The organism is Candidatus Mancarchaeum acidiphilum, assembly GCF_002214165.1.
GTDB lineage: Archaea > Micrarchaeota > Micrarchaeia > Micrarchaeales > Micrarchaeaceae > Mancarchaeum > Mancarchaeum acidiphilum.
The window spans coordinates 454102-480154 of the sequence record NZ_CP019964.1 but is presented as its reverse complement, the minus strand read 5'-3'; the positions used below and the strand labels follow the sequence as shown (position 1 = coordinate 480154).

Here is a 26053-nt window from a genome sequence, read left to right as displayed (position 1 = left end):
ATATATTTGGTAAGGAAATATATTCGTGATTTGATGGTGTCAAAAACGCGTAATAGTTATAGGAATACATTGGATATAACCTCTTTCAATGACCATGATTCTAAATTGTTGAAGGACATATACAGGATTTCAAATTCAACCAGCATGCTAAGGCTTGAAGATGTTGAGATAAAGGCGCTGATTGAGGTAAAGGGGAAGAATTCCATTGGATTGGTGACCAACCTAAACTACAAGGAGAGCGGAAGGCCTATAACAATATTCATAAACAACTTCAATTGGCAATCAAACAATCTCAATGAAATTGAAAGGAGGATTAAGACAAGCCATTCCTGCACTATAAGCATAAACGCAAGAATCTACCCAAGATATAAATCCAACGATTTCTTCTATCCTTTCAGCCTTTACATAGACAGTGCCGAAGCACAGATAAAACTTTGAATAAGAAGTGGTCATTTTGTCTACAAAAAGAAAAGAAATAGATAAAAATAAGGATGCGGCTAAGATGGATACCTCTACATTTGATATGGAAATGGAACGTTCAAGGCAGCTGCTTGCGGAATGCAGCAAATTCGACAGGGCAATAGACGATCCAAGGCTCGTAAAATTAGATGAAAGATTCCAAATGTATTATATAGATTACAATAGCGATTTCGATCCAAACATGCTTTTCGTGGAAAGCGACAACCCTACAGATATATATACAGCAAAGGCAAACACGATAATAAAGGGAATAAACATACTGCTGAAATCTTATTCAGAAATAGATAAAAGAGACAGGAAGAAAGCGAAGGAAATATCCGATCAGCTCATGGAGTACTTCAATAGATACCCGGCCGAAACAGAACTTGTGCTGCTAGGGCATAAGAGGCTGAAGGTAAGAGGGGTAGAGAGCACGGCATTCCTGATACACATAAACAAGAATGCCAAGGCGGACAATATGATAAAATTGGATATAAACAAGGATTACCAGAAGGTATTCAATGAAGTTCTTCAGCTGAATGCAGATGGAAACTTTGATAGAGAAGCTTAATACGCTTGCCTTTGCTCCCTGCAAGCTTGCCATAAGGCATTTGCCTAATTTTTATTGCAATAAACTTTTGATATAACTTATTTTTTAATGTTTCCCTCTTTATAGCTTTAACAAGTGTGGTGATATCATGGGAAATATTAGAGTTTCGGAAAGTCAATCAATGCCTTTATACAATCAGCCGGTTGAATATGTGGAGAGGAAGGGGATAGGGCACCCAGACAGCCTTATCGACGGCATAATGGACAGCATAAGCATGGCTTTGTCAAATGCTTACCTTGATGAATTTGGAGAAGTCCTGCACCACAATGTCGATAAAGGGCTTATCATTGGGGGTTCATCAAATGCAACCTTCGGAAGTGCAGAGATAACAAGGCCGATAGAGATTATAATGACAGGCAGGGCAACACAGGAGTACAATGGAACCACAATACCTGTGGACCAGATAGCGATAGATACGGCAAAGGATTACCTAAGGAAGCATACAAGATTCCTTGATGTGGACAACGAGGTCAATTACGTATCAAAGATTATAAAGGGGTCATCAGACCTCAACAACATATTCAAGAGGGGTATAGACATGCCTCTTGCAAACGACACGTCTTTCGGTGTAGGGTTTGCACCATTTACCACTGTTGAAAGATTAGTGCTTGAAACCGAGCACCTCCTTAATTCCGATGAATACAAAGCAAAGAAGCCGGCGGTAGGAGAAGATGTAAAGGTCATGGGAGTCAGGGACGGAAATGAGATTACCCTGACAGTTGCAATAGCTTTTGTATCACAGTTCATATCAAGCCTTAGCGAATACACTGCTTACAAAGAAGAGGTAACAAAGGATATAATAGAGAATGCAAGCAGGATCACGGATAAAAAGATAAATGTTGTGGTGAACAACGGAGACGACACAAAAGGGTCTGTGGTATATCTTACCAAATCCGGGCTGAGCTGTGAATCGGGAGATGACGGATCAGTAGGCAGGGGAAACAGGGTAAACGGGCTGATAACGCCTTTTAGGATGATGAGCCTTGAGGCAGCCGCAGGGAAGAACCCAGTCAACCACATAGGCAAGATATACAACATACTGGCAAATGAGCTTGCAAATGACATAGTAAGGGATTTCCCGCAGGTTACCGAATGCAACATCTCAATAGTGTCTCAGATAGGAAGGCCGATTAACGACCCAAAGCACTTAAACGTAAGCATTGCAACCAAGAAGAAGGAGGATTTTGCCAAGATAAACAAGAAGGTAAACGAATTGGCGCAGGAAGAGCTTGACAATATAGTGTACCTGACAAAAGGGATAATAGCAGGGGAGCACAAGGTATTTTGAACTTTGCGAAGGAAGGGCTATGGAAAAGGATCATGACGAAGAGGAGCATTGCCTTATATGCGGGCACAAGATGGTTCATGTGCAAGCCTGCCACTTAAGGTGCCCCAATTGCGGAGCGGTAATGGACTGCTCCGACAAAGGAGTAATATGGTGAAACTGCAAAACACATAAATTACTTAAAAACAAAGAGGCTGCTGTGGTAAAATGTACATGTTCAAGGATAAAGTTATGGTTTATGATACTGATTACCAAGGGATTGCGCATTATGCTTCCTATTACAGATTTTTCACGGACGCGATAGAGGGATACAAGAGGGATGTCCTGGAGCTCCAAACGAACACGATAAACGACAGCATATGGTTTGTCGTAGTCGAATCAAAAGCGCAATACCACAAGTCCCTTCACATTAACGACGAGATATATATAGAGCTTTATCCAAAGCTCTCAAAATCCAAAAAAGCCCTTACATACGAATTAAAGATAAAGCTCGTAAACACCGGAGAGCTTTGCACGGAAGGATATCTAACCATGGTGTCAATAAACCACAAGCTCTGGAAGGCTGTCGAGATCCCTTCGGAACTCCTAAAGAGGATAATGAAATCAGATGACAAAACCGATGAGTAACATCCTTCGTTTAGGGAAAAAGATATATATTTAGTAGGACAAAATCCCTATGATCCTATGGCAACCAAATCCAAAAACCTTGAAGTATCCTCAAACCACAAGGATGTGGCGGAGGTTATCGAAAGAGGAATAAATAAGATAGATACCGATGAGTCGTTAGGATCAACGCGCCTTGTATTCAGGGACCTGAGGGAAAAGCTTTGGCCATTGGCTGACAAGTACGCAAAGAGGAAAGAGAAGACATCGATCAGGATAGCTTATGAAGGGAAGAAATCTGCCAGTCTTGAGATAAAAGACTTCAAGCTGCTTGATCCATATCTATACCCGCACGATGTCTATTACCATTCAAATGAACTATACTCTCCTTATACAGTAAGAGATATTGAGTTGACCTACGGGATTAACTCCTATCTTGGGATACCTGGAGGGTTCACGCAGGTGATATCACAATTAATGTTCCTCAATAATGGATACAACAACATCAGGAACGTTACTATTTGCGATATTAACCAGAACCAATTATTCCTTAATCTGGTGCAGGTGGTCAAGCTTGACAGGCAGCCAGACTATGTCAACCCTCTACTGTACGTGCGCCCTAACGAGGCGCTTAAAGCCGAAGACGGATCTTATTCAATATACAATCTGCCTGAAAAGATAAATTTCACTTTGAAGGACCAGGATATAAGGGAGGGCTTGCGCGAAGCGAATAATGGAAAATATTTTATCTACTCCTCCAATGCATTTGAGATAAAGCTTGACGTAATGAGCAACATAAAGGAGGAGAGCCAGCATCTTGAATGCAGCAATGACTTTGGATGGTACAAGTGGCCTGCGGGGTATGAGGTGCTCCAAGCAATATCCAGCAATGAAAAGATAAAGAACGGAAGCATGTACATGTCGGCTTCGGTGGAGACCACAAGGGCGGTAATAATGGAGAAGCAGAAGGCCAAGATGCTCCTCTATTCATATTCGGATGGATCGTATGGGAATACTGGGATTCATCCAAGCTTGGTCTTAAACAAGGACGGATTAAGTGAAAGCGTAAAGGACCACCCGGGAAAGAGGCTAAAAAGTTACAAAAGATAATTTCATATATCACCAATTTATTTATTGCCCTATAAATATGTCTGATCCAATGAAGCGGGTAAAGAAAGTCTTCATAAATGCCAAAAGAGACTATAAAGAGATAAGCTTAATCAAAGCCAATTTTGAAACCGTAGAGTCGCCTGACGAAAAAGCAGACATATGCATTTCAATCGGGGGCGATGGCACTTTTATAGAATCTTCCCGGATGTTCAACGGCCCTATACTTCCAATAAACGGGTTGGAAAAGGGCAGTGCTTCCTATTATTCGGATATTGATCTATCAAGCATGGAAACTGCCATCAAGATGCTCAAAAAAGGGGATTACAAGGTGGTGGAATTATCAAACAAGATAAAAGTAACCTATAAGAACAAATCCTATTACGCAATCAACGAGGCGCTTCTCAGAAATTACTCCGGTAACGTGTACTTCGAGCTCTACATGAAACTTAGAGGCAAGAGGGAGCGCCTTTATCCATATGTGATGGCAGGGGACGGGATGCTAATCACAAGCACGATAGGTTCAACCGCATACAACATGTCAGCGAACGGCCCTATAATACTTGACGAAGGCACAATGTGCCTTACGTTCCTGAATGCGAGCGGCCCTTTCAAAAACTCAATAATCGTGAATTCTGGTGCAACAATCTATGCAAAGGTGGCAAAATACAAGGGCATACTCAAATCAGATGAAAAAACCATAGCCACATTGAGCAAGGGGGATGAATTCTCTGTAAGCTTATCAGATAATGCTCTGAAGGTGGTAAAGTTCAATGGCTTATACGAGACATTCTCGGAGAAGCTTGAAAAGCTAATAAAGAGCAGGATGCTTGAAAAGTTCTAAACAGCACTATACCATACCAATTCAATAACTATAATTTCAATTGCCAATGGGATTCCGGCCTATGCTCTGCATAATCTCTTTCAACTCATCCACCCTTATGGCAGCGGGACCCCTTATAGGGAAATGCATCACATAAACTTTTGATTTTCCTATGCTCCCGTTCCATCCAAAGCTTTCCAGCTTTTCACCGGAAAATTTCTCATATGTTACCTTGCCTATAAAGCACGCCACTTTTGGACGGTATTTTATTATCGATTCCATCAAATATTCCTTTCCTTTAACCTCCTCTCCTTTCTTGAGGTCTGAAACATCCCTCGAAGGCCTTTCTATAAGATTCGTGAAATTCAGGTTATATATATCCACAAATTCTTTTTCATATACCTTCTTCAAATTTTCATCAACCCTCAAAAAATCTTCATCCTCTTTTATAAGACCGGCCCTGCTGAAGAGGTACCAAAGTGTTTTGTTATTCGAGAAGGGTATTCCTCTCCTGTAAGACCCGAAATGCGGATTTATGCCTATGAACATTATATCCGCGTTCTTTGAAAGTAGGTATTTTATCATCGTATCATTTGGGTATAGGGCACATTTATTCTAAAGCGAGGACAAGCATCCTAATAGCGGCTTCAACTTCATAAATGTGCTTGCATTTACCTCCAAATTTAGAGGATCGGTACTTGAAGTCATCACAGGGGCACACTGCCCGGCCGTCTTTAAACTTTACCTGGTACCAGAAATTTTCGGCAGAATGAGAATGCACATTCCATGTCTCCTTATCAACCCTTTCCATTATAGGAAGGTTGCCGAGGAAAACAGATAAATTAACGCCTTCAGAGGATTTGTTATAACGTATGGATAGCACGCTATCTTCTACAAGCGCTTCTCCTCTCCTCTTTCTTTTTACCTTCTCAATGAACTTGGAGAACTCTTCGTCCCCTACGCTTTTTATTGATTTCTCGAAAAGGTAGCCGAAGTCTCTTTTCCTATCCAGATAGTCAAGCTTTAGCATATAACTGGAAATTGCTTCTGCAATACCAAAGTCTCCGTTTAAATAAAGTTTGTAAATTGAATTGGCCAAATCAGCGGACCTTTTATTGTCATCAACAGTGTAATGGGTTCTCAGCAAACTTTTGTTTCTGTCGTTAATCTTAGAATCTGAATTCTTCTTCTTTTCAACGTCTGCCATAATATCAACTTTGCTTATTAATAATCTTGCAGGATAAACTTAAATATATTACACCAGATAGCTAAAATAGCGATTAAATGTATCTTGACAACTACCTTGAAAAGGGGAAAAAGGATTTTGCAATAAATGAAAATTACAAAAAAATTGATCACCTCTCGTGGGCAGTATTCAGGATAATGTCAGATGATCCGGAATTTGCGGAAAACCTGGAACGGTCGTTTAACGGAGGGTCAAAGTCAAGGAAAATACTTGCAGACGAATTAAGGAAAGTCTTTGATAACGAAGCAATGGCTTATTTATCAGATTTATATAGAATCATGAAAGATATGGCCCGCAAAGATGAAGTGAATAGGTTATCCGATATCAAAAAGGCAGATGAAATAAATATCCCGTCCGAAAGGATTATTATGTTTGCCAACGATAATTTGACAGACGAAGATATGATAAGAATTTACAAGCAGGGAAAATTCCTTTTGATGTTCTACAATGGATTGGCTAGGAATAATAGAAAATAAGAAGCCCTAAAATAGGAATTCCCTAAAAATAAGCATGGCGGTGAGTTTATGGCAGCCTTATTAATATATGGGATTTCGCTATTGGCGATAGCGCTCTTGATTATAATAGGAGAGATACTTGCCATAAGCCGGATGATCAATCTCTTAAAGTCAAGGATCAACCGGATAAATACAGAGAATAACCTAAGGGATTCCGGCAATCCATACAGGTATGCAAATGCAATTCTGATTTTTTATACATTGGTATTTTTAGGGTCATTCCTATATATTGCAATAAAGCTAATCGAGAACCTCAAAGAGAGTATACTAATAGTGATAATATTTGACATTGTGCTTATAATTTTTGGAGTCCCCATCTACCTGTCATACGCAATTCTGAAAAAGACATATTCAGCAAGAAGGTAAAATAAAAAAACAGTATAAATGGACTGTTATAAGCCAATCAAGGATTTCTTTTCTTTGCCGCTACTGCTATTATCGCAATTATTATTATGATTACTATTATAGCAACAACTATGTAAAGGTCCTCTAACGGCAATGGTTTTGATGGAGGCCTTGTAGGTGCAGTAGTGTTGGTTACATTTACCAATTTGCCCGTTACTGTGAAATTGGAAAAGACCTTTGCCGAAGTATAATTTGCATTTCCTGGGCTTGACAGTTCTATTGTATAATTGCCTGGCTTAAGCAGAGCATTATAACTGTAATTGCCTATATTGAATACACTTATGGTTGAATTTCTATTTGACACATACATTACAGTACCATTGCTTGGTATAACTATTCCTTGGGGATCGGGCTCGTACATAATACTTAAATAGTTAGGTATTGATTGTACGGAGTAAGACTCAACATTAGATTCGCTTAAATTTGCGTTAGCAACGTAAATCAGACCGTCCGGGGCTATTGCTATGCCTTCGGGCAATTTGAAATTCGTAGGGAAATTGGTAATGCTTTTTCCTGATGTAGTATTTACAACTTGGACAATGCCTATGTAATAGTTCGTAACGAACATGTATCCCTGAGATGAAAAAGCTATGTCATAAGGACCATTAAATATGCCTGATATTCCCCCAACAACCTTGTTTGAACTTATGCTTATCTTGCTTATCGTATTGTTCATGAGGTTGGTCACATAAGCATATCTATTTCCCGGTGCAATCACTACATCCTCAGGATAATCAAATCCGGTTATATTTTTTACAATAGATCCTGAAACAAGATTGACAAGAGACACATTATTTCCGTATGCATTTGTCACATAGGCATAGGAATTATTTATTATAGCCATAGAGGATGGGCCATAGAAACCTGTTAATATCCCTACTACTTTGCCGCTGGACAGGTTAACCTCAGATACTGTATTGTAATAGTTTACCGCATAAAGGTCCTTGCCATTACTTGATAATGCCAAGTTCAATGTGCCATTTATGTCATAAGTCTTATTGTTTATGGTAAATCCACTTGAAGGGGTAATCACCTTCAATGGAGCATTTATGTAAGTGGTATTAACGGACCTGCCATTTATTGATATGACTAATGGCAGTATATTAAGCTTGCTGCTTGAATTGAAAAGGAACGATTCTCCCACTGAAGCGTTATAAGTTTTATTTACATATAAATTGAGGTTGGTCTTTGCCTTAAGGACATTTAAAGTAGAAGCATTTTCACCGACTGCTGAAGATGGTAGGTTCGAGCAGATTTTGGCACTTTGATTAGGCGACACAGTAAATGAGACTATATTATAGTTGCCCGCGCTTATCGTCTGGTTGCACACGCCACTCCCAAAACCATAAAAGGTGTAATAATCAGGTATCCCATGGATTAAGGATTCCGATACAACCTTCCCATTAACCGCAATTTCTGTAACATTTGCAGGATTAGTCGAGTTTGCAGAAATTACCGTCCAAGTGCCATAACTTATTTTTGGATTTGCTATGGACAGGGTTGTGGAATTTGAGATTACAGATATGAAAATAATGCCTACCAAAATTAATATGATACCTAAACTAATACGGTTGAACTTGCTCATTATAAAGCCTTATTATTATATAGCTATTTAAGTTTATAAATGTTTTTACCATATATTTTGTCAAATAATTATAAATTTACTAATTAAGTTAATTTAAAACAAAATTTGAAGTTTTGATAGTAATCGGTGTGTGTATGGGGAAAACAATATATCTTATAACTAAGAACGAAGCCAAGATAATTGCCGCGAAAAGCGCATTTGAGAAATACGGCATAGAGCTAAAGATGCTTGACGTGGACTATCCTGAGATACAGGCAGATACAAGCATGGAGGTTGCAAGGTACACTGCATTGATAGCAGCAAAGGAGAATTCTGTCGATGTGATAAGAGAGGACCACAGTGTTGTTGCAAATGCATTGGGCCAAAACATACCAGGGCCATATGCCAATTACATTATACGAAAAATGCCAGTCGAAAGGCTGATACAGATAATGAAGGCGGTTGGAGATTGGACGGGCTTCTTCGATATCAATGCGGTATACGCCCACCCGGATGGAAGGTACTTGGAGTACTCTTTCAAAGTCCCTATAAAATTTTCAGACATCCAAAAAGGGGATCCAAAAGGCGGATGGCATAGCATTATGATGCTAGAAGATGAAAACAGGGCATTTTCCGAATACAATGTATTGGAAAGGGTAGAAGTTTTCAATAAAAACTTTGTAAGAATAGCGGAGGACATATCAAACGGCAAATAAAAGATATACTTCAAGCCCAGTGTGATAAGCGATCACAAATACTTCAAAATATTTCTTGGCACTATCTTGATTTTTTCCTCTTTAAACAGGCTTTTTTCTATCCAGTAAGCTTTTTCCTTCCTGCCGTCTTCATCCCTGTCAAATATCTCATTCTCGAATAATTTTTCATTTGAAAGCTTGCCCTCGTATATGAAATCAATCTCGTGGTGAAGCCTTGTCTCAGACCTGTATATGTTCTCTATGAAGCCAACGAACTTCAAGTCTTTTATAGAAGAGTCAACCTCTTCCCTGATCTCTCTTTTTATTGTACCCTCACTCTTTTCGCCAAATTCAACGTGCCCGCCAAGAGGTCGGTAAAGGCGCCCTTTTTTGCCATTTCTTACAAACTGCACCAATATCTTGCCATTATTTTCAGTTAAAAGAAGCGCTTTAAGGACGAATTTGCCATTAGCATTTTTTACCATAAAATCAATAAATTTGTATTATTCAATATTTTAAATGTTTACCTTGCAAAAATCAAAGGAGGGTTTATAAGTCATCAGCAGGTTCGACCATCTTTGAGAAATCTTTGTCAGGAACCTCTATGTACATGCAGTAGCCAAGATCCTTCTTGAGCTTCCCAGCAAGCTCTTCTCCAGGTATAGCTTCTACAATATCGCTTGTATAAGGAGGGGCACGCTTGCTTACCCAAGGGGTGCCTATGTGTGTTGAGGAGACAAGCCTCCTAGAAGCGCCAATCACACTGCCATCTATCCCTCTTTTTACGTACCTTCCATCAGTTACTTTTTCAAGTATCCTGTCAACTATCTTTTCTTTGACATAATCCACCTTCCTGTCCTTAGGGACATCCGTCTTATCTGTAAACAGAAGGTCTTTGGCTGCAGGAGCGGATTTAAGTGCATCATATTCCCTATACACATTCTTGCCTATCTTCCTATCCTTCAGTATCATCCTTTCGTATAATTTGTCTACATCATAATGGTCTATGAGCATAAGCCCATGTATAAGTGCGCTGTCCACCCCCCAGAACATAGCATGGCTTGCTATCACTTTCCCATCCACATTTATCGTGGAAGCCTTGTTGTCGGCAACAATGTCATCTATCCCAAGATCAGATAGAGCGTCCACTATCTTTTCTGCATAATATTTGCGCATATCATCAAAATGCCTGAAGCTCCCGTCCCTTGGAGCCGTAAACGTATAGGCAAGGCAGTTCTTGTCAAATTGGACGTGGGATCCGCCGGTTATGCGCCTTGTGAAATCAAAGCTTGAATCAACTCTCTTTATGTTGCTTGTCGATTCTCCGTATCCTATAACCACCGAGTCCTTATTGACATTCCAGAAGCGAACCGTTGCAACGTTTTTCTTTGCAGACTCATCAAGCAGGTATTCTTCTATAGCCATATTGTCATCAATGGGCAATATGTTGTTCCCCCAATATTCATAGTCAAACATGATACCACCGCACCATATCATATATGTAAGTCAAGATATTTAAAAGAAAAGGCAGAAACAGCGAGGCTAACACTTTGTCCTTATGCAGCACTGCAACTAAAAGAGCGTAAGCAGTATTAAAATATAGCATTCAAATGTACTATAGGGTTGTCTTATGGGAGAGTATGACAAGGAGTTTTTGGACTATATGAAGGAGAAGTACGGTATAACAATTGAAGATGCCGCTAAAGGACCTGAGAGCAAGATAATAACTTTTGCGGTTGCATGGGATGTATGGAAGCATGCAAAGAGCATCTACTCAAAATAACAAGTGACACTTAATCATAAACTCAAGGTAAGAGCATGAATAGAGAAAGCATAATAATGCCGGAATGGAGAAGGAACTTGCTGGAGCGCTTAAGCATCGTGCTTATACTGTTTGAGCTGGTACTTAGCGTGATATTCATCCTGCTAGGATACTCGGAAAGCAGCATGTACCTTAGAGGGGTTGGGGTAGGGCTGACAATTGCGTGGGTGACAAGCTCAATCGCTTACATGTTCGGGATAAAGGCAGCAAATTCAAAATAATAAATGCAAAGCGATCCATTATTGCTATTTTCATTTACGGTTCACTCGCTTTCGCCCAATATGCTCCTTATGCCTTTTGAATACTCCTCGGGAATTATATTGCTCCCGTAATTGCCTGCCATCTGCATTGGCCCTATATCCGAAACCCTTGGAACTATCTCCATGTATGAATGGAACTCCTTTTCTTTCTTCAAGCTGTATCCAAGTATATTGTAGGAATGCACTCCAAAATACCTGTTGTTCGCGGCAATTATCTTTTTGCACGCTTTAAGCAATTCCGCCATCTCCTCTGTACTCAATTCGCTTAGCATGCTCACATGCCTTTTAGGCATCACTATCGATTCGCCGGTATAAAGCTGTGCAAAAGGCGCGAATGCGATCAATGTTCTGTTTTCAAGCAGTTTCCTTTCACTTTCCCTATTAGCCGCATATTCCATAAGACAGGATCCGTGTGTATCCTCGAATTCCAATACCCTGTCAACTCTTGCCCTGACCGTATCTGGCATGCTCATGTAGCCTAGAGTCTGCCAGTGGGAATGCGACAAGGTGCCTCCGCTTTTCCTTCCGAAGTTCTTGTTAAGGTAGACGAAGTCAATACCATTATGGCCATATATTTTCTTTTCCGTGTTAAGTACGGCTTTTGCAAGGTCGTTGGTCTGCAGGTCCGAGGAATTCTCGAACCTCAGCTTGTGCTCCCTCGAGTCTATTATTACAAAGCTGAACCCGTAATTTGTAGACCTCTCAAATATGTCCCATTTCTCACGTGCATAAGGGGCGTTGCATTCAAACAGCGGATACTTGTTGTAGATAACCCTTACCCTCCAAGGCCTGCCTATCTCGAAAAATGTCCGGTTGAGGTCATATCTTTCAGGCTCAAATGGGCAGTACTCCTTTCCCTTGTCGTCTATGACCTCCTTGGCCAAATAGTCAATAGGCCTATCCTTTCTTGAAAGCGCAAACACCGCCCTCAATCCTGTCCTATAATCAGTTCTTATCTCTCCATTGCCAAAGAGATTTTCAGGAATAGCTTCTTTTTCATCTGGATCTTTCCGCTCTTTTTTAGAATCCATATACATCAATAATATATGCAAGGAAAATTTAAATACTTTTTTATATAGGTGCATGACCATTTCAGGGATAGACCTATTCAAAAGGTTCGTCATGCCAAATTGTAAATGGGCAGGGAATTAGCAGAGAAATAAATTGGAATCCTTAAATATGCGTGCTGATGTAGTTATAGTATGATGGACGAATATGATTATGCCGAGAGTCGCAAGAGCAAGGGCAAAGGCAGCAACAGGTCAAGGAGCGATCACCATGAGAAGCGCCAAGGTGACCTAAATGAGATTAATGTCTACAGTCCAGGTGATGCACAGAAGCTTGGGAAAATAGGCATAGTGGCAGAGATGAGCCCCACAAATTACAGGATACTGTATAATAATAAATTTATAGAGGGCATAGCGGAAGATGACTCCCAAAAGGGGATTGTCAGCCAGCTTGTGGTAGGGGATAACGTAATTTTTGAACTAAACGAATCAAACCCAATAATAAAAGGCAGGACCGAAAGGCATTCAAAGCTTGCAAGGCTAAGAACGGACTCGTCAAAGAAATCCCAGGCAGGCGCAGAGGAGCATGTTATAGTGGCAAACATAGATGTTGCGGTTATAGTCGCATCGGCGATCCAGCCGGCTTTCAATCCTAACATGGTTGACAGGTACCTTGTAATAAGCCAGTATGGCAATGTGGCTCCAATACTGTGCATAACGAAGACGGATCTAGCAAAGCCGCCGGATCTTTCAATGTACAAAAGTGCGGATTTGCCAATAGTGAAGGTTTCCAATAAGACAATGGATGGCATAAGCGATCTTCTTCCATACCTGAAAGGGAAGAGGTGCGTCATGATAGGGAGCAGCGGCGTTGGCAAATCATCGCTGATAAACAGCATCCTTCATAAAGAGGTACTTTTCACCGATGAAGTGAGTGAAAAATCCGGAAAGGGAAGGCATACAACATCCTCTTCATCGCTGCACCTTCTTGATGAATCGACAATGCTGATCGACACTCCTGGGATACGTTCACTTGGCTTGTGGGAGCTCGATCCAGAATCCCTCCGCCTTTACTATCCAGAGTTTGCGGAGTTTGCACCAAACTGCAAATTCAGCGACTGCACGCATTCCCATGAGCCTGGATGCGCGGTCAAAAAGGCAGTTGAAGAGGGATTTATATCAAGGGAAAGATATGACAGCTATATAAGGCTGCTTGCGAAACTGGAATATGACAGGTAGTCAGCAAGCGAATAACCTTGCATTATAAATAATGAACTCCATAATGAAATAGGGGTTTCGGAATGGATGGATCGGAAGGGATTCGTGTATTTTATGGCATTGAATGGCTGCTTGACGATTTGCTGCCCGTGCCCACCGAAGCAGAGATGGGCTATATGTACGGTGAAAAAGGTGCAGACAGGGGCGCATACCTCCAGATAGCAGAGATCATGAGAAATAAGACGCGCAAGATTGTTCCAGATATATTTAATAATTCCGACAAAGACGTAACCATTGAAACAGGGAACCAGTTTATTGCGGCTTCCCCTCCAAGGCCTTATGAGGAATGGGTGTATGATTGCGCAAAATCTGATATGGTTGTCATAGGGCCGAAAGAAATGGAAGTCAGGGTAATCCAACGCCTAAAGCACGAAGAAAGTACGGCGCTGGAGGAAAAGCGGAAAATATGGGAGTACCTGCCGCAATTCGAAAAAGAGCTCCAGGAGCTCCATGATTCCGGGCTTATTAACGGAATTCTTGGAAGAGGCTCTTATTTTGCCGCAAACGGTTTCCCAATAAAAGATGACAACATAGACTTTGTGCTGCTCCGTGAAGGCAACTGGAGCGACGAAGAGAAAGAAGGTATAATCAATATATTGAAAAAGCTTCCAGCCGCATGGATATACGTAATTGGTGCTGGCAAAAATGGGAATAAAATAGATATATGGAATGGCAAGGAAGGGGTTTACTTTACGCTTGTTGATTCCAGAAGCATAGAATTTGCTTTGGGGTTGAGGTATGAAAGGTACATTCTCCAGAACAGCATCGGCATTGAAATTGCAGGAATGGGCAAAGACGAATCCGAAAGCGTTGCCAAAAGACTTTGTACCATGCTGCCTGCCCACAACCGTGTCAGCGAGTTTGGCCTTCCAAGACTGCAGAAGCCCGGCAGGAGGTCAGATGCCGGTCCAAGTCCAAATGAATGGTAACGACCATAGGAATCGCAATAACTAAAAACAGCCTGCAAAGCCTTAAATTTCTATTACAGCAATGATTAGTATTAATGTTATTGGGTGTGGATATGGATAAGACCAAGGATAAAAATTTTGGTGCGGAGAGATTAAGCAGCATGACCGGAGAGGAATTCGACTCAAAGTTCTCAAAGTTCTTCATGGAGGAAAAGGACAGTCTGGATAAAAACGAAATTGGCAAGTACAAGCATGATGGCTCAATGAATATAACAGAAGGCCCCTCCAAAAAATCCGTAAAAAAGCTTTTAGGAATGCGCCTAATGGATCCGGTCAACCGCCCAATATCTAAATTGGAGCTTCCAAGCAGCAAAGGCGTAAGCTTGAACAGGAGCTTGGAGGCATTGGTCTCATCTATTGAAAATGCCCCTATCGTCATCCTAAAAGAGGACCGCTTAAACGAGGCGCAGCTTACGCTTGAAAATAACCAAATATTCTATGGCAATGCTGCAAAGGGAATAATTGAGGAGGCGAAGGACATCAACAGGGATATCTTATCAAAGATTGCTTTTGGCAAGAGATACGCCGAGCTTTCCGATTCCGAGAAATACGGGCTGATCATAAACCGCCTTTTCAGGATGCATACGCATGGATTTAAGATGGAGCTCACCGTGCCAAGGTTTGAGGCATACGGAAACCTGGTTGACCTTGCGGCAAAGACAAATCCAATGTTCATAAGCATACATGAAAATAGGTCATTAAACTCTCCGGTTCTGGATGCTGTGATAGACAGATTTGAGGGCAGGGGAAAGATAGAGGATTTCCTCAAAGCGCTTGCAACCGAATTCTATAAAGAATTGAAAGCAAGAAATGAAAAGCCTATAAATGACAGGAAGGATAAAATAAAATCCGTTGTAAACTTCATAACCGGAGGAAGTTTAAGCGGAGGGATAGGCGCCGAACTGTACCTTCCTGGCAATGGATCGGATGTTTCAATAGAACTGGAGAAGCTCGCGGCAGACGCCTACTATCCACGTTTTGTGCTTGTGCATGAGGGAACAGGGGATAAATTCCCGGTGCTGTATTACATAGCGGGCACGGTAAGCGGAGAAAAGATGATAAAGGACATATTGAACCTTGCAATCGAAAGGAAGGAGAGAGAAAGAAAGATGCTAAGGGAGTAAGCCGATGCTATAATGTCTGAAGGGCCTGAAAATCTCTTTCGGGCGCTAAAAGAGGTCTGCATCGCAAGCATCTACCAACTGCAAGTTATAATACGGACTTTTCCAGGAGCCTGAACCTTTTTCTTGATGGATCTACCTCTGCCATTGTGCCTATTGGAAGCAGGAATTTGGGATCGGTATGCCCAAAATCCATATTGGTTACAAGAGGCATGTCGCCCCTGCCAAACTCCACGTCCAGTACCGAATGCACATCGCTTTCCAACTCCTCTTTCTCTTTCGTAGAATATCCAAAAGGAATGGCAATTAGCAATGCGGCTATCCTGTCAATTATGCCTTGGCTTCCATAATTTCTAATCCAATTCTTGACAGTATCCGCGGAAGGCTTGTCTTCCGATGTCTCAAGGAAAAGTATCTTGTCATTCCAGAAATCCCCCTTTGGCCAGAAATGCGTGCCTTTCATGAACTCAAGAACATCGGCGCATCCCCCAAACAGAACTCCTTTTGCGGAGCCTTTGCCCTGCAGCCAATGCCAGCCATCATTCCTATGCCTATTGTTTATCTTTCCAACATTCTCTTTTTTGGACCATTCCGGATAGCCATCAGACCGGAAAGGAAAGCTATGGTACTCGTAATTTTCAATAGGTTCGAACATTATGTTTCCAAACATATCCAAAAAGGATTTTGGGAATTTGTCCATCTGCGAGAACCCTGCCATAACCGAAGGACCATAATACGTGACAAGCCCTGTTTTGTAATATATGTAATCCGACAATGTGGTTGAATCGGAAAACCCCATGAATATCTTAGGGTTCTTCCTTATAACCTTCATATCAAGGTAATCCAGTATCCTTATGGAGTCGTCTCCGCCTATGCTTGTGAATATCGCGTTTACCTCTTTGTCATCGAAAGCGTTGTTTATATCTTCCGCGCGCTCGTGTGGATGCTTGTAAAGATACTCGCTGCTCTTTCTAGCAGTGCCGTACTCCTTCACATTCAATTTGAGGTATTTTCTTATATTATCAAGCCCGTTCTCATATATATGAGGGAACTCCACAGCAGTTCCAGAAGAAGGCGAAACTATAGCTACGGTATCTCCTTCCATAAGCCTTTTAGGATTTATAATCCGCATTGAATCATCAAACCAATAAAGAATGATAAAATATCATTAAGTTCTTTGTCTTTTTTCACAACACTGCCTCCAATCACAAAGAAAGTTTTTGCACGCTTGTATAAATACCTTTTATCAAAAGTGGTGTAAAACCCACACGCTTCAGCGGCGGGATATAAGTCACTGCATAAATATAAAGCTCCTTTTCCATCGGAGCGTAATGGCGTCCATTGCGTTTCACTTTGGCTTCCTCAGATTGCTTGGGAAGCCCACAACCTTTAGATGTGGGAAGATGGCATAAGAGCTCACGTCGCTTATTTTTAGTCCTTTTGGCAATGGCATTTGAGAATGCCTATGAATTCCAAATAAACAGGTATGTATGCATTTTGTTTCTTAGACCAAACAAAATGCATACTTTCTATTTCCTTAATTTTCTAAAATGATACAAAATAAGATTATTATCATGTTGCTTTCAGCAGACCTTCCACCTGCTTTTCAATACTATTATTATAAAGTTTAAGGTAACGTGTTAATTTCTTTTTGTCAATTTTTCTTGCCATTGCGGCATAAACTTCTTTATTGAAACGCGAATGAAAGTACACCGAGTCTATAAAAGTCTTTTCAATATCCGCCATAGGTATGTAAAGATTATCCTTGTAATAAACCATAGAATATCCGAAAAATTTGTCTTTTTGTATTCTTCTTAAACTTGCATTTCTTCCAAGAATCTCTATTTGCCCATTTCTTATCCTCTTAGTGGTCACTATACTAATCGGAGTCATGTAATCCCATAGCTTATAATAAGTAAGTGCCATTTCCATACCATAATAGAATGGCGAGAAAGCGAATCCAGCTATGACTGGGTCATCATGAAGGGTATAGCGCCCTCTACTAACAGAGAATACATTCCCGCTTTTTACCATATTGTGCATAAAGATCTTGTAGTAATTGCCTCCGGCGCCGTTTTTGTGCAAGAACAGCTTAACATCATTTACGGTAAATGTAGGAAAGCTCTTGAAATACTCTAAAAATGGTTTTACGTATCTCACATAAGCCACCTTTTTATGAACTCTACCATTTTTTGATATGTCGGCACTACGCCAGCATAAATTACCGCTTTGAATTCCGAGTAACTCTGTACATTTTCATTCGGAGTTTGAATATTTTTTATAAATTCTTGCAATGCCCTATCAATCTCGTTTCGCTGCTTTACACTATTTAGTAGTACTGTTATATCATAGAGATCTTTATATGCACGTCTATCATTGTACGCGTCTATTTTCTCAAGAATCAAATCCTCAGGAGATAATACCAATATGTTTATCTTTGAGCCATCCACGCGTTCGTATGGCATCAATAAAGCAGATTTTTCTACATTTCTTGGTTCTATTTTTATTTCTGAATTATCCTTTCTTACATTTATGAATGTGACCCCTTTTTCTCTGAATTTAGTTACATCTATGCCTATTCCTGAGGCAGCATGGATGAATTTGTCCTTAAAATCTTCTGCCCATATATATACATCAATGTCTGTAGAGAACCTCTTGCCATTGTAGCATCTCCATACTGCAGTACCCCCATGTAAGGCCATTTTGTCGGTAATGCCTGTCAATAAGCTCATTACCTCGTCTTCGAGTCGTGCCGTTTCTAACTCGCTTCTCCTTTTCAATATATTCAGGATTGGCAAATCCATAAACACCACTTAGTTATAATATAATATAACTAAAAGGTATTTATAACTTTTGACCTGGCATAGCTTAAGGATAGCGTTTGTTGTAGCCTCCTCTAAAGTCCTATATAAATTCGTAAAGCAGCAGATCCTTTTTTAGGGCAACATATTTTGGTTCTAATTTGTAAACCCTTTTATAAAGGTTTCTTTACTATGGGTTAAACGCCCTTGCCGGGATTTGAACCCGGATCACAGGCTCCGCAAGCCCGCGTTCTATCCAAGTTATACTACAAGGGCAAAACATGAAGATTTTACGGATTATATTAATATTGGAATACTATTTATTAGTTATTTCACAATTTATTGTAAATTAATTGATTTAATTAGGTGCATAAATGTTCCATACTTACCTGACGATAATAATACCTTCGATAGCCGCGTTCATAATAACAGTGGTAATGACCTTGTTCCTTATGTCATATATGAAGGAATCAGGGGTTACTGCAACTGACCACAATAAAAAGGGAAATCCAACACTTGCGGGAAGCGGCGGCATCGCTGTTGCATTGGGATTCAGCGTTGGCCTGTTCACTTACATATTCGGGTCTAATTTTCCATCGCCTACAAGCCCCTTCTACCAGCCGGTTGCAAGCCTTGCAGTACTTTTCTCAGTGATGCTTTCTATAATACTTATATCAACGGTCGGATTCCTTGATGACATAAACGTAAAGAGGAAAGCGGTAAAGTCAACGGACATGATGGATACAAGGCAAGGGCTGAAGCAGTGGCAGAAGCCAGTGCTCACCCTTATAGGGGCCATACCTTTGGTGGCCATAAATGCAGGAGTCAAGACCGTTGCAATACCATTGATAGGAGTAATCAACTTTGGATTGTTTTACCCTATTGTGATAATACCTCTTGCCATAATATTCGCCGCAAACGCGTTCAACCTGCTCGGAGGGTTTGACGGAATAGCGACAGGCACGGGCATGATAGCCGCGTTTGGGCTTCTCCTTTACTCTCTGCTATTCGGAAACTACACAGGATTGCTTATCTCTTCGGTGCTGTTCGCATCATTGGTGGCGATGTTCATATTCAACGTATATCCTGCAAAGATAATACCTGGAGACAGCTTTACTTATCTTGTGGGCGCCGCTCTTGTAAGTGACATGATAGTAGGAGGGATGGAGGGTTTTGGAATAATCATATTCATGCCATGGATAATAGAGTTCTTCCTGCACCTCCGCAGGAAATTCAAGGTTACAGATCTAGGCATAATGCAGAAGGACGGGACGATGAAGGCGCCTTACGGAAGGAAGATCTACAGCTGGACGCATATAATAATGAACTTAAAGAAATGCAGGGAATGGGAGGTATCCCTTTACATGTGGGTTGTTGAGGCGTTGTTCATAGTCCTAGGATTAGCGATAAAATTGGCAACATTAAAAGTTATTTGATTTGAATCTTGACTTTGCTTATCCTGTGCTTTGCCAATTTCCTTTTGTGGACCTTTCTTATCTTATGGCTTGTTTCCGGCAGGTATATTATGCTTTTGGAGTTTATGTTTCCTATAGCAAATGCGATGTCAGATCCCTTTATAAGGCTTTTCCGGCCTGCATAGTTTGCAAACATGCTTGCGAAGCCCATCAGTTCATCGGTCATCTTTTCAATCTCTTTCTCAAAGGTAAAAACAGCATCCTCATTTATTTTTTCAGCTCCTGCGCCCTTCAAATATTCCTCAATCTCATAAAGGCTAAAGCCTCTTTTCTTGTAATTCAATGAAACACCCTCCCAGTAATTTGTTAAAAATAAAAGTCAAGTAATGATTTAGCAAGAAAGTATTTTAAACAGAACCTTAATTGCCATAATAATAGTAGTTACACTAAAAATAGGCAGGGTTTTTAAGCTTATCCAACCAATTGGTCAGGCCTTTTGGGAACCTTCCAGCTTCGATTACTTTCAATAAACAGCAGGTGTTGAAAAGTTTTTATTAATGAAAGCCTAATTGTGCGACTATGGCAGGGATAAATCAGGTCAAGCAATCAAAATATTCTAATTTATCAAGAAAAAAGAGCGGCAAAGGGAAAGATGTAGACATAAGGCTCGGATTCCATATGTCAGTTGCGGGATCGGTTTCAAATGCACCTTTAAGTGCGGGGAAGATGGGATACGGGGATTTCCAGTTCTTTCCAAGCAGCCCGAGGACGTGGAAGCACTCGCCCATAAAAGATGAGGACATATCACTTTTCAAGGAGTATACGAAGAAATTCGACCTCATGGCATTTGCCCATCTCCCATATCTTTTCAACCTTGCCTCCAAATCAAGAGAGCAGCGCTCAAAAAGCATTGGGATGCTTAACGATAACCTCGAAAGATGTGATGTTCTAGGCGTACGCTACCTTGTCGTGCACCTTGGGTCGCATATGGGCAGCGGATTCAAGGAAGGCAGGAAAAGGATATCCGATTCTTTGAATGAGGGGCTTGAGAAACATAACGCAATGATCCTTTTTGAGAACACTGCAGGATACAGGAACGGAATGGGCAGCAGCATGCCGGAGATAGCGGATATATCAGACAACGTAAATGACAGGAACATAGGCCTTTGCCTTGACACCTGCCACGCGTTTGCGGCTGGATATGACCTTCGTTCCGAAAAAGGGGTAAGCAGGCTTGCCGATGAGATAGGGGATTTTGGCAAGAGACGGCTTAAGCTGGTGCACCTCAACGATGCCAAATACGATCTCGGAAGCGGATTGGATAGGCACTGGCACTTGGGGAAAGGCAAGATCGGGGAGAAGGGGTTTGTAAACCTGTTCGAAAACCCATTGTTCCAAAAGGGCTGCTTCGTTATGGAAACCCCCGTCAGCAGTGAAGGGGACGAGGAGTACAATTATAATGAGGCGGTAAAGATAATAGAGATTGCAGGCAAAAATTCTGGCAAAGAACTTTCATGCAGGTAAAGCAATGCTTAAAACCTAAATAGAGATTGCCGGCATCTATAGCACGACCATTGTCTTTGTCTTGACTACTCCTTCTTTTGCGTCTATTGAATTTAGCAGAACTTTTCCAAGCTCTTCCGTGTCCTTGGCTATCACTTTCAGGAATATATCAGCCTCTCCTGTCACTATATATCCCTCCTTGACATAGCTTATGCCCGTAAGCTCATTGAGAAGCTGCTGCTGGGTCTTGTGCAGCTTCTTTAAAAGGTCAACGTCAACATTCACGAATATAAAGGCAAGCACGGACATTCCAGCATTTTTCCAGTTAACCTCACCTTTGTAACCTTCTATTATTTTCTCTTTTTCAAGCTTTCTTACCCTGAAGTGCACCGTGGAAAGGGGCATTCCAAGCTTCTTTGCGATTGTCGAGTAATTTATAGTCCCTGAATCAATCAGGCTTATTATACTATCGTCAATGCCGTCCATTATTGTATTTTATACAATACTATATAAATAGGTTTCTTATAAAATTGTATATTTTATAAGATTTTATTGCATAAATATTTATACCGCTGGGACAACCATATCTTTAGGTGAATAGATATGGAAGAAAGCAAGATAGTGGAAAAACTGGTTGTCACAAGCGAAGTGATAAAGCATACCATAGACTACTTCAATGACAACGGCTTCGTGCAGCTGCTGCCAGTGATATTGGGAAAAAGCACTGACCCTCTTGGACCTGATCCAAACTCGTCAATATTGAAGACCCCCGAGATAGAATACGGAGGGCAGAGGCTTTACACGATGAACTCAATGATCCTTCACAAGCAGATAGCAATAAAGAAGCTTGACAAGATATTCATACTCTCCCCAAACATAAGGCTGGAAAAGCCTGAAAGGAAATCCAGCGGAAGGCACCTGTTCGAGTTTACGCAGCTTGATTTTGAGATCAGGGACGCAAAGTCAAAGGACGTGATGGCTCTTATGGAGGGGTATCTGGTATACCTGAGCAAGATGCTTAAGTCCGATGAAAAGGCCAAGTCGGCATTCAAGGAGTTGGGTTTGGAGGTGTTTGATTTCAAGCCCCCATTCAAAATCTATTCAACAGGGGAATTGGCAGAGAAGTACGGCGAGGACTGGGAGGCGAAGATGTCAAGGTCATCAACACAGCCCTTCTGGGTAACAGACCACAAAAGGGAGTTCTACGAAAAGGAGGACACGGGCAGGCCAGGGCATTACCTTAACTACGACCTTATATATCCATTAGGGTTTGGAGAGGCATTGTCAGGAGGAGAACGCGAGCATGAATATCCTGTAATAACAAGGAAGATGGGGTCAGATAGGCTAAACATGGATGTTTACAAAGCATACCTGTCAGAAGCCGAAAAAGGTCTTTATCCATCGGCGGGAGCAGGATTCGGAGTAGAAAGGCTGACGAGATTCCTCACGAGGTCAAAGCATGTTGGCGATGTAGAATTGTTCAGGAGGGTGCCAGGAGAAGAGATATCCATATGAAGGAAATTCCTTCACTTGGAAATCTTCAGAACTTCAATCTCAAAGTTCAAGGTATCTCCAGCCAGTGGCGGATTGAAGTTAACAGTCGCATCTGTCGCATTTACTGCTATCACCGTTCCGGAAAGGCCTGTGCTTGATGTAACCACTGTGCCGTTCTTGATTGACTGGTTTGCAAAGTCCGTAAGAGGCACGGATACGATCTCGCTCTGGTTGACCTCGCCATATGCTTCCTGTGGCGTCAAGGTTATGTTTTTGATTTGATGAAGCTTCATCCCTATTACAGCATTGCTGAACCCTGATATCACTTGGTTTGAGCCTGCTGTGAAATTGAAATTACCTTCCTGGAATACAGTGCCGTTTGTAAAGCTGCCCTTGAAGTAGACCTCTACCAAGTCACCAGATTTGACAGTGCTCGCAGAGCTTGATGTAAGCAGATAGGCCGCCACAACAGCTATTATTATTATGACAACAACGATTGAGCCTACAATCAATCCTTTATTTTTCTTTTTTGGCTTGGCTGCAGCACTTTGATTTGCCGCTTGGGCATTTTGGCTGTCAGCGGCATTGCTTGGAGCATTAGCATCATTAACCGTGTTAACCTTATTTTCCTCAACATTATTAACATTCTGTGTATCCGTATCTTCCATCTTTAATCACCTTGTCAAGTTCATAAAAAGCCTGGCTAAATAATATTCTATACGGCATCTCTTTTATATATTTCTATTGTTTTGTTGGAAAACTAGCGATGATCAATGGGGCAAAACAAGATGCTGCTGGCAGGCAGAGCAGGCCTCTGCCTTCAATGCATTCAGTCCTCTTCTCCTTCCGCATACATTGATTCATCAAGCCATTCCGTCAATTCACTGTCCTGGCCCTTCTCCGCAACTACATCGTCCACTGTGTTGCCTTTTACAACAAGGTACTTTATCATTCCCTGCGACATCATGTATGATCCAGGGCACAAGATCCCCTCTTTTACAGCCACCGCATCCGGCTCCAGCCTAAGTATGCTTCCCATAGTCGCCTCTTTGCTTCCAAATCCCTCATTGTCGTGTTCTTCAATGCTGTGGTCCTCGTCGTTGTATATTGCGATGGACTCGGCATCCTGAAGGGGCACTATATTTTTATCCTTGTCATGTGCGATTGCTATCTTCATTGTATCACAAATAATTAGAGGAGAGGATAATTTTTATTACGTTTGGATAACAAATTATAGTGAAGTAAAATTTAATCCCGCATTTTGCAAGCTTCGTGTCCGCACCAAAACAAACCAATATAATTATTGACATAAAAGGTTAAACAGGAAACAGCATTCCGCAGCCGCATTTTGGCAGTACGCCAGGACATGCATTTCCGGGTGTTTATTTGGATGTAGCATCTCAAGAAAAGAAGCTTTTGTTTCCAGATTATGAAAAGGGCAACCTATATAACTTAGCCGCATCGATAGCTGAGGATTTGGGAATAAACAGGGAGGACGCGATACCTTCGGAATCAATCAACTTGGACAAAGGCAAAGTGCTGTTAATCCTCATTGACGGATTTGGCTATAACATAATGAAGGCCGCCGGGATACCAACAGAAGGCGCCGAAAAGTTTTCCACTGTATTCCCCTCAACAACTTCTACCGCACTAACCTCCCTGAATACTGTATCAACTCCCGCGGAGCATGGAGTACTTGGATACACAACCTACACAAAGGAATATGGAATAATCCAGACATTGAATTACACGCTTCCGGAAGTATCGGATCCCAACCTTATAAAGAGGATAAGCGGATTGGACATGAGCTCCATGTTCGGTGTAAAAAGCATAGGCAGGGAACTCAGGGACAAAGGGAGGAGAACGGAAGCGATAGTGCCCGAATCAATATCAAGCAGCAGCATGACAAAGATGCTGTATGGAATTTCAAAGCCTTCGGAGTTCAAAACATTCTGGGATTCGGTATACTTGGCAAAAGAGGCATTGGAAAAGGACTGCACATTCGTGTCATTGTACCTGCCATTTGTAGACTCGCTCGCGCACAAGTATGGCCCTTACGCAGAGCCAACTATGGAAGCGGCAAGGTACATATACAATACCGTTGTAAGCACATTTTCCAGCTATTCAAGCAAATACGATATAGTAATTACTGCGGACCACGGTTTTATTGAGGTTTCAAAGGCCGTATTCCTAGACCAGCAGAAAGATGTCATAGGAATGCTTGACTCCCCTCCTTACGGAGATGCACGTGCAGTATTCATGAAATCACACGAAGACCTAAAGGGAAAGCTTGTAAATAAGTTCAATGACTTCAGGATATTTGATGAGGATGAGATAATAAGCAAAGGGCTGCTTGGATTGAAAGGGGAAAAGCCCAGCAGCAATTCATCGGAATTCATAGGCGTGCCTTTGGACAATAGCGTATACGTTTACAGGTACAAGGGCAACTATTCTGGACATAAGGGCCATCATGGAGCGCTGCTGCAGGATGAGATGGAAATACCTGTAATCAACCTTAGAGAATGAGAAAACAAAAAAACAAAAGGAGCTAAATCACTCCTTGTCCTTTTCTACGTGCACCATGTATGCAGCAACCTCTGTAAGTATGAAACCTATCAGAGCTACTACAAAATATCCTCCTGCCACCCCTATTGTGAGTGCGAAGAATGCGAATCCTGCTACCGTAGCCAGCTTAAGGGTTGAAATCTTGTTGTATCCCCCAAACAGGTATGTGAAGCTATGGAAGAATAATGCTACTCCTGCCACTACCGCGACTGCAGGCAATACCGCCAGCCAGAAACTTGCGCTTCCAGTACTGAGAAGTGTGCTTACGGGCATTACATTTGCTCCTATCAAGTATATCAAATACAGGTAGAACAAGCTCCCTATGAATTCCAGGGCAAATAAATCTCCGCGCACTTTAAAACCATTATGGTTCATCTTGAGACTCGATGTTTTCTTCGACACCATATTTATCACATTATATATATAAATAGAAAAAGATTTAAGTATTGATGAAATACCAATATAACTTGTGATATAAGTTTTGCAAAGCCCAAGCCTGCGATTTCC

33 protein-coding genes and 1 tRNA gene are annotated in these 26053 nt (G+C 41.3%); 19 read left to right on the top strand and 15 right to left on the bottom strand.

The genetic code is table 11. The features are described from left to right. The first annotated feature begins 33 nt into the window (after positions 1–33). From Mia14_RS02595 to Mia14_RS02570, 7 genes are all read left to right on the top strand, one after another. Positions 34–438, top strand: coding sequence for a hypothetical protein (locus Mia14_RS02595; RefSeq protein ID WP_124216887.1), 405 nt, complete (start codon positions 34–36; stop codon positions 436–438). A 16-nt stretch (positions 439–454) separates the two neighbouring features. Further along, entirely contained in the window at positions 455–1030 is a 576-nt protein-coding gene (locus tag Mia14_RS02590; RefSeq protein ID WP_088820091.1) for a hypothetical protein, read from the top strand. A 127-nt stretch (positions 1031–1157) separates the two neighbouring features. After that, the gene (locus Mia14_RS02585) at positions 1158–2357 is read left to right on the top strand and encodes a methionine adenosyltransferase (RefSeq protein WP_088820089.1); all 1200 of its coding nucleotides are present in this window, start codon (positions 1158–1160) and stop codon (positions 2355–2357) included. A 19-nt stretch (positions 2358–2376) separates the two neighbouring features. Further along, positions 2377–2511 (top strand): hypothetical protein, encoded by a 135-nt coding sequence (locus Mia14_RS05225; RefSeq protein ID WP_269799402.1) that lies wholly within the window; start codon positions 2377–2379, stop codon positions 2509–2511. A 50-nt stretch (positions 2512–2561) separates the two neighbouring features. Then, positions 2562–2981, top strand: coding sequence for an acyl-CoA thioesterase (locus Mia14_RS02580; protein ID WP_088820088.1), 420 nt, complete (start codon positions 2562–2564; stop codon positions 2979–2981). Positions 2982–3038: 57 nt separating this feature from the next. Continuing rightward, positions 3039–4067 carry a hypothetical protein gene (locus tag Mia14_RS02575; RefSeq protein ID WP_088820086.1) on the top strand — a complete coding sequence of 343 codons (1029 nt, stop codon included), beginning with the start codon at positions 3039–3041 and terminating at the stop codon, positions 4065–4067. A 49-nt stretch (positions 4068–4116) separates the two neighbouring features. Beyond that, complete coding sequence (locus Mia14_RS02570; protein ID WP_157891439.1) at positions 4117–4908, top strand: NAD(+)/NADH kinase; 792 nt, start codon at positions 4117–4119, stop codon at positions 4906–4908. A gap of 36 nt (positions 4909–4944) precedes the next feature. On the opposite strand, the gene Mia14_RS02565 is transcribed toward Mia14_RS02570, so the two are convergent. Together Mia14_RS02565 and Mia14_RS02560 are read right to left on the bottom strand one after the other, a co-directional pair. Further along, positions 4945–5472, bottom strand: a complete 528-nt coding sequence (locus Mia14_RS02565; RefSeq protein ID WP_088820084.1) for a uracil-DNA glycosylase family protein — start codon at positions 5470–5472, stop codon at positions 4945–4947. Between the two features lie 25 nt (positions 5473–5497). Beyond that, the gene (locus tag Mia14_RS02560; RefSeq protein WP_088820082.1) at positions 5498–6094 is read right to left on the bottom strand and encodes a hypothetical protein; all 597 of its coding nucleotides are present in this window, start codon (positions 6092–6094) and stop codon (positions 5498–5500) included. A gap of 77 nt (positions 6095–6171) precedes the next feature. Between Mia14_RS02560 and Mia14_RS02555 the strand changes: the two genes are divergently transcribed. Both Mia14_RS02555 and Mia14_RS02550 read left to right on the top strand, forming a co-directional pair. Next, on the top strand, positions 6172–6609 hold the full coding sequence (locus tag Mia14_RS02555) for a hypothetical protein (protein ID WP_088820080.1): 438 nt from the start codon (positions 6172–6174) through the stop codon (positions 6607–6609). 48 nt (positions 6610–6657) lie between these two features. Further along, a complete protein-coding gene (locus Mia14_RS02550) occupies positions 6658–7014 on the top strand; it encodes a hypothetical protein (protein WP_088820078.1) in 357 nt (118 codons plus the stop codon). 37 nt (positions 7015–7051) lie between these two features. Here the strand turns inward: Mia14_RS02550 and Mia14_RS02545 are convergent, their stop codons facing one another. Beyond that, positions 7052–8596, bottom strand: a complete 1545-nt coding sequence (locus Mia14_RS02545) for a YncE family protein (RefSeq protein ID WP_088820076.1) — start codon at positions 8594–8596, stop codon at positions 7052–7054. Between the two features lie 176 nt (positions 8597–8772). On the opposite strand from Mia14_RS02545, the gene Mia14_RS02540 reads away from it, so the two are divergent. Next, positions 8773–9333, top strand: coding sequence for a non-canonical purine NTP pyrophosphatase (locus Mia14_RS02540; protein ID WP_088820075.1), 561 nt, complete (start codon positions 8773–8775; stop codon positions 9331–9333). 32 nt (positions 9334–9365) lie between these two features. Here Mia14_RS02540 and Mia14_RS02535 read toward each other — a convergent pair whose 3' ends face one another. Next, positions 9366–9797: an NUDIX hydrolase gene (locus tag Mia14_RS02535; RefSeq protein ID WP_088820073.1), complete on the bottom strand. Its 432-nt coding sequence runs from the start codon at positions 9795–9797 to the stop codon at positions 9366–9368. 64 nt (positions 9798–9861) lie between these two features. Further along, on the bottom strand, positions 9862–10788 hold the full coding sequence (locus Mia14_RS02530; RefSeq protein WP_088820072.1) for a lipoate--protein ligase family protein: 927 nt from the start codon (positions 10786–10788) through the stop codon (positions 9862–9864). Positions 10789–10942: 154 nt separating this feature from the next. Here Mia14_RS02530 and Mia14_RS05140 point away from each other — a divergent pair, with 154 nt between their 5' ends. Further along, positions 10943–11095, top strand: a complete 153-nt coding sequence (locus tag Mia14_RS05140) for a hypothetical protein (RefSeq protein ID WP_157891438.1) — start codon at positions 10943–10945, stop codon at positions 11093–11095. A 35-nt stretch (positions 11096–11130) separates the two neighbouring features. Continuing rightward, positions 11131–11355 (top strand): hypothetical protein, encoded by a 225-nt coding sequence (locus Mia14_RS02525; RefSeq protein WP_088820071.1) that lies wholly within the window; start codon positions 11131–11133, stop codon positions 11353–11355. A gap of 41 nt (positions 11356–11396) precedes the next feature. Here the strand turns inward: Mia14_RS02525 and Mia14_RS02520 are convergent, their stop codons facing one another. Then, positions 11397–12425 carry a galactose-1-phosphate uridylyltransferase gene (locus tag Mia14_RS02520; RefSeq protein ID WP_088820069.1) on the bottom strand — a complete coding sequence of 343 codons (1029 nt, stop codon included), beginning with the start codon at positions 12423–12425 and terminating at the stop codon, positions 11397–11399. Between the two features lie 171 nt (positions 12426–12596). Between Mia14_RS02520 and rsgA the strand changes: the two genes are divergently transcribed. From rsgA to Mia14_RS02505, 3 genes are all read left to right on the top strand, one after another. Beyond that, positions 12597–13640, top strand: coding sequence for a ribosome small subunit-dependent GTPase A (gene rsgA / locus Mia14_RS02515; protein WP_088820068.1), 1044 nt, complete (start codon positions 12597–12599; stop codon positions 13638–13640). Positions 13641–13702: 62 nt separating this feature from the next. Next, positions 13703–14608: a hypothetical protein gene (locus Mia14_RS02510; protein ID WP_088820066.1), complete on the top strand. Its 906-nt coding sequence runs from the start codon at positions 13703–13705 to the stop codon at positions 14606–14608. Between the two features lie 92 nt (positions 14609–14700). Further along, the gene (locus Mia14_RS02505; protein ID WP_088820065.1) at positions 14701–15771 is read left to right on the top strand and encodes a hypothetical protein; all 1071 of its coding nucleotides are present in this window, start codon (positions 14701–14703) and stop codon (positions 15769–15771) included. Positions 15772–15856: 85 nt separating this feature from the next. Here the strand turns inward: Mia14_RS02505 and Mia14_RS02500 are convergent, their stop codons facing one another. The 4 genes from Mia14_RS02500 to Mia14_RS02485 all read right to left on the bottom strand — a co-directional run bounded on the left by Mia14_RS02500 (position 15857) and on the right by Mia14_RS02485 (position 18845). Further along, on the bottom strand, positions 15857–16900 hold the full coding sequence (locus Mia14_RS02500) for a S66 family peptidase (RefSeq protein WP_088820063.1): 1044 nt from the start codon (positions 16898–16900) through the stop codon (positions 15857–15859). Between the two features lie 440 nt (positions 16901–17340). Next, the gene (locus Mia14_RS02495; protein WP_088820062.1) at positions 17341–17928 is read right to left on the bottom strand and encodes a type IV toxin-antitoxin system AbiEi family antitoxin domain-containing protein; all 588 of its coding nucleotides are present in this window, start codon (positions 17926–17928) and stop codon (positions 17341–17343) included. Continuing rightward, positions 17925–18572, bottom strand: a complete 648-nt coding sequence (locus Mia14_RS02490; protein WP_088820060.1) for a nucleotidyl transferase AbiEii/AbiGii toxin family protein — start codon at positions 18570–18572, stop codon at positions 17925–17927. Before Mia14_RS02490 ends, Mia14_RS02495 begins: the two co-directional genes overlap by 4 nt. Positions 18573–18771: 199 nt before the next feature. Then, a tRNA-Arg gene (locus Mia14_RS02485) sits at positions 18772–18845 on the bottom strand. Positions 18846–18943: 98 nt separating this feature from the next. Between Mia14_RS02485 and Mia14_RS02480 the strand changes: the two genes are divergently transcribed. Continuing rightward, the gene (locus tag Mia14_RS02480; protein ID WP_088820058.1) at positions 18944–20005 is read left to right on the top strand and encodes an MraY family glycosyltransferase; all 1062 of its coding nucleotides are present in this window, start codon (positions 18944–18946) and stop codon (positions 20003–20005) included. Here Mia14_RS02480 and Mia14_RS02475 read toward each other — a convergent pair. Next, complete coding sequence (locus tag Mia14_RS02475; RefSeq protein WP_088820057.1) at positions 19998–20327, bottom strand: hypothetical protein; 330 nt, start codon at positions 20325–20327, stop codon at positions 19998–20000. The genes Mia14_RS02480 and Mia14_RS02475 overlap by 8 nt on opposite strands. A 236-nt stretch (positions 20328–20563) precedes the next feature. On the opposite strand from Mia14_RS02475, the gene Mia14_RS02470 reads away from it, so the two are divergent. Further along, positions 20564–21508 (top strand): deoxyribonuclease IV, encoded by a 945-nt coding sequence (locus tag Mia14_RS02470; RefSeq protein WP_088820055.1) that lies wholly within the window; start codon positions 20564–20566, stop codon positions 21506–21508. 36 nt (positions 21509–21544) lie between these two features. Here Mia14_RS02470 and Mia14_RS02465 read toward each other — a convergent pair whose 3' ends face one another. Then, positions 21545–21973, bottom strand: coding sequence for an Lrp/AsnC family transcriptional regulator (locus Mia14_RS02465; protein ID WP_088820053.1), 429 nt, complete (start codon positions 21971–21973; stop codon positions 21545–21547). Positions 21974–22090: 117 nt separating this feature from the next. Between Mia14_RS02465 and Mia14_RS02460 the strand changes: the two genes are divergently transcribed. Beyond that, positions 22091–23002, top strand: a complete 912-nt coding sequence (locus tag Mia14_RS02460; protein WP_088820052.1) for an asparagine synthetase A — start codon at positions 22091–22093, stop codon at positions 23000–23002. Positions 23003–23013: 11 nt separating this feature from the next. Here Mia14_RS02460 and Mia14_RS02455 read toward each other — a convergent pair whose 3' ends face one another. Together Mia14_RS02455 and Mia14_RS02450 are read right to left on the bottom strand one after the other, a co-directional pair. Next, positions 23014–23649: an FKBP-type peptidyl-prolyl cis-trans isomerase gene (locus Mia14_RS02455; RefSeq protein ID WP_088820050.1), complete on the bottom strand. Its 636-nt coding sequence runs from the start codon at positions 23647–23649 to the stop codon at positions 23014–23016. Positions 23650–23810: 161 nt separating this feature from the next. Beyond that, a complete protein-coding gene (locus Mia14_RS02450; RefSeq protein WP_088820049.1) occupies positions 23811–24158 on the bottom strand; it encodes a NifB/NifX family molybdenum-iron cluster-binding protein in 348 nt (115 codons plus the stop codon). Between the two features lie 209 nt (positions 24159–24367). Between Mia14_RS02450 and Mia14_RS02445 the strand changes: the two genes are divergently transcribed. Then, the gene (locus tag Mia14_RS02445; protein ID WP_088820048.1) at positions 24368–25507 is read left to right on the top strand and encodes an alkaline phosphatase family protein; all 1140 of its coding nucleotides are present in this window, start codon (positions 24368–24370) and stop codon (positions 25505–25507) included. Positions 25508–25534: 27 nt separating this feature from the next. On the opposite strand, the gene Mia14_RS02440 is transcribed toward Mia14_RS02445, so the two are convergent. After that, positions 25535–25951 carry a hypothetical protein gene (locus tag Mia14_RS02440; RefSeq protein WP_124216886.1) on the bottom strand — a complete coding sequence of 139 codons (417 nt, stop codon included), beginning with the start codon at positions 25949–25951 and terminating at the stop codon, positions 25535–25537. Positions 25952–26053 lie beyond the last annotated feature (102 nt).